Genomic DNA, 6,155 nt, shown 5'->3' with positions numbered 1-6,155 from the left:
TTTCCGCCCGCCCGTTGAACTTCGACCAGCCTGATCGCGCCTGCCCCGCAGGCGACCGTCAGCCGGTCATCGAGAATTCCTCCCGACTCGCCCAAATCTTCCGAAGGCGACAGGCCTTGCGACAGCGTCGAGCGAAGCAGTTTCAGCCGCTCCTGGCGGCCGCCAATTCCTATCTCCGACCAGGCGCCGGGAAAGGGCGACAGGCCGCGAATATGATTGTGGACCTCACTTGCCGAGCGAGTCCAGTCCACGCGAGTCTCGGATTTATCGATTTTCTTGGCGTAGGTCACCCCATCCACAGCTTGTGTGGTGAATGTCAGCGTATTCCTTTCCAGTCGCGCCAGCGCTTCCACCATCAAGGCAGCACCGACACTCATCAACCGATCATGCAGATCGCCGGCTGTCATATCGGGTTCGATAGCGCATTTTTCAACCAGCCCGACCGGACCGGTGTCCAGGCCCTCTTCCATGCGCATCACCATCATGCCGCTTTCCAGGTCTCCGGCCATGATGGCGCGCTGGATGGGGGCGGCGCCGCGCCAGCGCGGCAGAAGCGACGCATGGCCGTTGACGCAGCCGAGCCGGGTTGCCTCCAGAACCGCCTTCGGCAGCAGCAAACCATAGGCGACGACCACCGCCACATCGGCCTGCAAGGCGCGAAAAGCGGCCTGTTCGGCCTCGCCTTTGAGCGAAACCGGCGTCCGCACCTCGATGCCCAGTCGCTCCGCCTCGCGCTGCACCGGCGACGGCGTCAGCTCCAGTCCGCGTCGTCCGGCAGCGCGCGGCGGCTGGGTATAGACGGCTGATATCTCATGGCCAGCCTCGGCGATCGCGCGCAAGGTCGGCACCGAAAACTCCGGCGTGCCCATGAAGATGACGCGAAGGGGCATTTTTTCTTCTGGTATCCTGTCTTCTTGCTCGCGCAGTGTGCCGGCTCAGGCATCCGCTTCAAACGGGTTTACGAGCTTCAGGTCAAGGCCGTCGAAGTCGCGGGACGACCGTCGCGCTATCTTTCCGCTTCGATCTTCTCCATGATTTCCGCGTATTCATCGCCAATTGCGCTTTCAGATACGAAAGCCGAGCGAATTGCAGCCCACGCCGAGAGGCTCGACTCCTCTCGGGCCGGCCTCTCCGCAACTATGCCTTTGCGCAGAAGGCCGATGGCCTTGTCCGAGACGCTCTGGCCGACCTCGCGCGCCGCCAGTTCGATCTCGCGCTTCAAAGGCTCAGGAATGTCCCTGATCAGCATGTCGACCGTCGGCATCTCCATTTGGTGGCAATCCTGCCGACAATAGGCCTGGAGGGGACTCCCGTACCTTATCCCGCGAGCTTGCCCGGCGCCTTGTCCCTGGCGAGCTTCTTGAATTTCTTTACCACCATGTCGCGCTTCAGCTTCGAGATGTGATCGATGAACAGGACGCCATTGAGGTGGTCGATCTCGTGTTGCAGGCAGGTCGCCATCAACCCCTCGGCCTCTATCTCCTGCAATTTGCCGTCGCGGTCGAGATATTTGACCCGCACGGCGGCGGGGCGTTCGACCTCGGCGTAATAATCCGGGATCGACAGGCAGCCTTCCTCATAGACGGAGCGCGCATCGGCGCTCTCCAGGATTTCCGGATTGATGAAGACATGCGGCGCCGGCGTCTCGTCTTCCTTGGCGAGATCGATCACCAGCAAGCGCAGCGGCTCGCCGATCTGGATTGCCGCCAGCCCGATGCCCGGCGCTTCATACATGGTCGCCAGCATGTCGTCGGCTAATTTGCGCAAAGGCGCGTCGACACGCTCTACGGGCTTGGAAACCTGGCGCAGGATGGGGTCGGGAAGGATGATGAGCGGCTTGATCGGCATGGCGTTCCACCTAAGACCTCCAGCGAAACGCGTCAACCGGTTGGCATCAGGCGCGTTCACGTTTTGATCTGTGCTATCGCGGCGAATCGTCTATGCTGTCCACATGAATGATTTGAGCACCATCCTTTCGGAGCCTGTCGCCCGGCTTGGCGCCACAACGATCACGCTCGGCCATGCGCTGGCCTTCGGCGTTTTGCTGTTTCTGGCCCTGTTCGTGGCGCTGGTCATTGCGTTGTGGCGGTCGGCCAAGGCGCGCGCCGTGGCGGCCGCGGAAGCCGCCGATCATGCCCGCGATGCGGAAGTGCGGATGGCCGGCATTCTGCAAAGCCAGGCCGAAATGCAGGGCCGCATGGGCGCCATTGCGGAAGTGTTCGGCGCACGGCAGGCGGAACTGACGCAATCGATCGGCCAACGCCTCGACGCCATGACCGGCCGGCTCGGCCAGACCATGACCGAGCAGACCAAATCCACGCATGAGAGCCTGGCCAAATTGCAGGAACGGCTGGCGATCATCGACGTCGCGCAAGGCAACATCCAGTCGCTCGCCGGCCAGGTCGTGCAATTGCAGGCGATCCTCTCGAACAAGCAGACGCGCGGCGCGTTCGGCCAGTCGCGCATGGAGGCGATCGTTGCCGACGGCCTGCCGCACGGTGCCTATGAGTTCCAGGCGACGCTGTCGAACGGCAGCCGGCCCGACTGCCTGGTGAAGATGCCGAACGGCGCGCCGTCGCTGGCCATCGATGCAAAATTTCCGCTGGAAGCCTGGAACGCCATCCGCGCCGCCGATGGCGCCGATCTGCAGAAGGCAGCTTCGCAGGCCTTCCGCCGCGACATCGAGATCCATGTCCGCGATATCTCGGAAAAATACCTGATCCAGGGCGAGACGCAGGACACTGCCTTCATGTTCGTGCCGTCGGAATCGGTGTTCGCCGAGATCCACGAGAATTTCGAGGCGATCGTGCACAAGGCGCACCGTGCGCGCGTCGTCATCGTCTCGCCGTCGCTGCTGATGCTGTCGATCCAGGTCATCCAGGCGATCCTCAAGGATGCCCGCATGCGCGAACAGGCGCACCTGATCCAGGGCGAGGTCATCCGGCTGATGGAGGATGTTGCGCGTGTCGATGAGCGGGTGCGCAAGCTGCAGGTGCATTTCGGCCAGTCGGCCAAGGACATCGACGACATACTGGTTTCGACGTCGAAGGTCACCAAGCGCGGCCAGAAGATCGAGGCGCTGGAATTCGGCGCGCAGCCCGACGGCGATGCCGCCGTAGACGCCGCGTCACGGGCTCCCGCCGCCAAGGTCGATACCGGCGCGCGCGTTGCCGATTCGAAAACCGGGCAGCTCAGGCTGAGGGTCGTCGAAGGCGACGATTGAGGCGCGGTGCCGGACCGGCGCTACTGCTCCTCCAACGTGGTCATGCCCTGAAATTCAGGCAGCCAGTGCAGCGCCGAGCGGTGCCATTTCTGCTGTGTCGGGATCAAATCCTGGCGCTGCCGCGCGGTCCCCACGCGAATTCCATAGACCTTCGGACCATCTCCGACAGACGTGGCGTAAAGATGCGAACCGCAGTCGGCGCAAAAGGCCTGGGTGCGCTTGGCGCCGCTCGCCACGATCTTGATGTAGATTTTCGGCGTGCCCTTGGTGATGCGATAGTTGCTTTCCGGCGCCGGAACCGTAAGGCGAAAAGCCGTGCCGGTCAGTTGCTGGCAATCCGTGCAGTGGCAGATCGTGGTCTTTTCCGGATCGACCTCCGCCTCGTAGGTGATGGCGCCACAATGACAGCCGCCGTCTATTCTCATCTTCGTTCCTCCAAAGCCCCTTCAATCTAGCGGCGCAAGGCCGTGAGGCAATGGCACGGTTTTAGTCCAGGGCAGGATCGGATGCGGAATCGATCAGCCTGCGTCGCTGCTCCCAGGTGCCTGACGTCTGCGGCTTGACGAACAGCCGTGTGATCTCCGGCATTTCCTTCTTCAACTGCGCCTCCAGGCGCTCGACGCAAGCTTCGATCTCGGGCGCCGTCAAATGGTCCTCGAACTCGATGCTGAGCCCGGCGACGATCTCTGTCGGCCCCATATGGACGGTCAGGACGCCGTTCGCCCGCTGCACCGCCGGATCCTGCTGGGCGATCGCCAGCACTTTCATCTGCACCTCGGGCGACGCCGGCTCGCCGATCAGCAGGCCCTTGCTTTCGCGGGCCAGGAAGATCGCGGTCGCGCCAAGGATCAGTCCGATGCCGATCGAGGCGGCGCCGTCGAGCTCCGGCATCTCCAGCAGTTCCGCTGCCAATATGCCGGCGAAAGCGACGATCAGGCCGAGAAGTGCCGCACTGTCCTCGAACAGCACGGTGTAGACGCTCGGATCCTTGCTCGACTGCACGGCCTGCAGCCAGCCTTGCCTGCCCTTCTGCCGGCGAAACTCCTTCAGGGCGACCCACCACGAACTGCCTTCGAACAGGAAGGAAAGGCCCAGAACAATATAGTTTACCTTGGCGTTGGCGACCGGCTCCGGCGCCATGATATGGACCACGCCTTCGTAGAACGACACGCCGGCGCCCAGCGCGAAGACGAGGAGCGCGACGATGAAGCTCCAGAAGTAGAGTTCGCGGCCGTGGCCGAGCGGATGCGTGCGATCGGCAGGGCGAGCGGCGCGGTGCATGCCGTAGAGCAGCAGGCCGCCATTGCCGGTATCGACCAGCGAATGGACGCCCTCCGACAGCATCGCCGAACTGCCGGTAAAGGCGGCGGCGGCGAACTTGGTCAGCGCGATGGCGAGATTGCCGGCGAGCGCCGCGTAGATCACCTTTTTTGAGCCGCCGTGCCCGGCCATGGCATTTGCCCCCGTTCAAGGCGCAGTCTAGCGGCCAGGCCGCTAAAGCTCCACAGGCATCACACCGCGCGAATGTCGGGTCGTCCACGGCAGCGGCCATGAGAGATCCGGTCTATGGAAAACGGCGACTACTCGATGATCTCGCTGGTCCACACCTTGAAGCCGGCAAGCGTTCCCGGGCCGAAAATATGGGTCAGCGGCACGTCGGCGGCGTCGCGGCCGGAGGCGATCAGGATGCGGCCGATGCGCGGTGCATTGTTGCGCGGGTCGAAGACATGCCAGCGGCCGCCGAGATAGACTTCCATCCAGGCGCAGAAATCCATGCTTGCCCATGGCTTCGGCATACCGATGTCGCTGATGTAGCCGGTGCAATAGCGCGTTGGGATGTTGAGTGCCCGGCAGAAGGTGACGGCGAGATGCGCGTAGTCGCGGCACACGCCGCTCTGTTCACGATAGGCTTCCGCCGCGGTGCGCGTCGGCCGTGCATTGCCGTAGTTGAAGACGATGTGGCTGTGGACGAAGTCGCAGACCGCCTGCACGCGCGGAATACCCAGCGGCGTGTTGCCGAACAGCCGCCACGCCTCGTCAGCCAGAAGGTCGCTTTCGCAAAAACGGCTGGGCAGCAGGAACAGCAATGTGTCCGCCGGCAGGTCGCGCACCTCGTGCTGCCAGGCCATCAGGTCGCCCATCTCGAAGGTGCCGGGGTCGCGGATCACCGCGTCGGTGCCGAAGGTGAAGCGCCCGGGCGGCGCGACAAGCCGGTTGCACCAATTGCCGAAACTGTCGCGATAGCTTTCGATCGGCACCGGCGGATTGGAGATCAGGAAATCCGGCCGCTCGAGATCGGAGGCCCGCGAATAGTGCACATTCAGCATCGCGATGAGCGGCGTTTCCTGCGGAAAGTCGAAGCTCATCTCGCAGCCGATGTGGATTCGCATTGTCGTCCTGACGGCCTGCCTGACGATCACCCGGCGAAGCTCGGGTCGATGCTGCAGTGCGAAAATGACCATGGCACGGACCGCCATGGTTTACGAGCAAATTAGAGCAATTCCAGGAAAAGTGTGAAGCGGTTTTCCGTCCGGAATTGCGTCAAAACAAAGAGTTAGAGCAATTCACTGTTTCCGCGAAACGGTGAATTGCTCTAGAAACCGGTTGAAAGCGATCCGCTGTCGGCGGCAACAGTCGCTAACCCCTTGCGGTCGGGCGGTTCTCTTGTTTCACTTGGCTTCTCACATCAGGAGGAACGAATCATGGCTAAAGGTGCGATGAAGGCAGGCAAGGAAGCCCGCAAGCCGAAGAAGGACGCCAAGAAGCCCGCTCCGGCTCCGGCGCTGAAGGCGCCGCCGGTCAAGGCGATGAAGCTCAAGGACAAGTAGGTCCGGCGATCCACTTCGCAATAAGATTACGGCCGGCGACACTTGTTGCCGGTCGCTGTTGATCGAGCGCCCGAAATTCTTATATTGGCGTGGCGGGGGCGCAC

Annotated in this window: 8 protein-coding genes; 2 read left to right on the top strand and 6 right to left on the bottom strand. The window is 62.7% G+C overall.

Going from position 1 to position 6,155, the window contains the following annotated elements:
- The 3 genes from fmt to def all read right to left on the bottom strand — a co-directional run.
- The coding region (gene fmt / locus EOA22_RS21700; protein WP_127390210.1) for a methionyl-tRNA formyltransferase at window positions 1-890 on the bottom strand (890 nt) is incomplete at its 3' end.
- 116 nt (window positions 891-1,006) lie between these two features.
- Window positions 1,007-1,249 (bottom strand): plasmid stabilization protein, encoded by a 243-nt coding sequence (locus EOA22_RS21695; RefSeq protein WP_244506880.1) that lies wholly within the window; start codon window positions 1,247-1,249, stop codon window positions 1,007-1,009.
- A 68-nt stretch (window positions 1,250-1,317) separates the two neighbouring features.
- On the bottom strand, window positions 1,318-1,848 hold the full coding sequence (def, locus tag EOA22_RS21690) for a peptide deformylase (protein ID WP_063169729.1): 531 nt from the start codon (window positions 1,846-1,848) through the stop codon (window positions 1,318-1,320).
- Between the two features lie 103 nt (window positions 1,849-1,951).
- Here def and EOA22_RS21685 point away from each other — a divergent pair, with 103 nt between their 5' ends.
- Window positions 1,952-3,223 carry a DNA recombination protein RmuC gene (locus tag EOA22_RS21685; RefSeq protein WP_063169730.1) on the top strand — a complete coding sequence of 424 codons (1,272 nt, stop codon included), beginning with the start codon at window positions 1,952-1,954 and terminating at the stop codon, window positions 3,221-3,223.
- A 20-nt stretch (window positions 3,224-3,243) separates the two neighbouring features.
- Here EOA22_RS21685 and EOA22_RS21680 read toward each other — a convergent pair whose 3' ends face one another.
- The 3 genes from EOA22_RS21680 to EOA22_RS21670 form a co-directional block, all read right to left on the bottom strand.
- Window positions 3,244-3,648 carry a GFA family protein gene (locus EOA22_RS21680; protein ID WP_013528467.1) on the bottom strand — a complete coding sequence of 135 codons (405 nt, stop codon included), beginning with the start codon at window positions 3,646-3,648 and terminating at the stop codon, window positions 3,244-3,246.
- A gap of 61 nt (window positions 3,649-3,709) precedes the next feature.
- Window positions 3,710-4,675 (bottom strand): cation diffusion facilitator family transporter, encoded by a 966-nt coding sequence (locus EOA22_RS21675; protein WP_013528466.1) that lies wholly within the window; start codon window positions 4,673-4,675, stop codon window positions 3,710-3,712.
- 128 nt (window positions 4,676-4,803) lie between these two features.
- Window positions 4,804-5,613 (bottom strand): transglutaminase family protein, encoded by an 810-nt coding sequence (locus EOA22_RS21670; RefSeq protein WP_027161100.1) that lies wholly within the window; start codon window positions 5,611-5,613, stop codon window positions 4,804-4,806.
- Between the two features lie 312 nt (window positions 5,614-5,925).
- Between EOA22_RS21670 and EOA22_RS39575 the strand changes: the two genes are divergently transcribed.
- Entirely contained in the window at window positions 5,926-6,051 is a 126-nt protein-coding gene (locus EOA22_RS39575) for a hypothetical protein (protein WP_013528464.1), read from the top strand.
- The last annotated feature ends 104 nt before the right edge of the window (window positions 6,052-6,155 follow it).

Origin of the sequence: Mesorhizobium sp. M7A.F.Ca.US.014.04.1.1, from assembly GCF_003998745.1 — a bacterium.
Taxonomy (GTDB): domain Bacteria; phylum Pseudomonadota; class Alphaproteobacteria; order Rhizobiales; family Rhizobiaceae; genus Mesorhizobium; species Mesorhizobium ciceri.
This window is presented reverse-complemented; position numbering and strand designations above follow the sequence as displayed.

What these genes read in the sequence shown, in the direction of transcription:
- EOA22_RS39575 (WP_013528464.1), top strand. Translation starts at nt 5,926, where the DNA reads ATGGCTAAAGGTGCGATGAAGGCAGGCAAGGAAGCCCGCAAGCCGAAG.
- EOA22_RS21695 (WP_244506880.1), bottom strand. Translation starts at nt 1,249, where the DNA reads ATGCTGATCAGGGACATTCCTGAGCCTTTGAAGCGCGAGATCGAACTG.
- EOA22_RS21680 (WP_013528467.1), bottom strand. Translation starts at nt 3,648, where the DNA reads ATGAGAATAGACGGCGGCTGTCATTGTGGCGCCATCACCTACGAGGCG.
- EOA22_RS21685 (WP_063169730.1), top strand. Translation starts at nt 1,952, where the DNA reads ATGAATGATTTGAGCACCATCCTTTCGGAGCCTGTCGCCCGGCTTGGC.
- EOA22_RS21675 (WP_013528466.1), bottom strand. Translation starts at nt 4,675, where the DNA reads ATGGCCGGGCACGGCGGCTCAAAAAAGGTGATCTACGCGGCGCTCGCC.
- def (WP_063169729.1), bottom strand. Translation starts at nt 1,848, where the DNA reads ATGCCGATCAAGCCGCTCATCATCCTTCCCGACCCCATCCTGCGCCAG.
- EOA22_RS21670 (WP_027161100.1), bottom strand. Translation starts at nt 5,613, where the DNA reads ATGCGAATCCACATCGGCTGCGAGATGAGCTTCGACTTTCCGCAGGAA.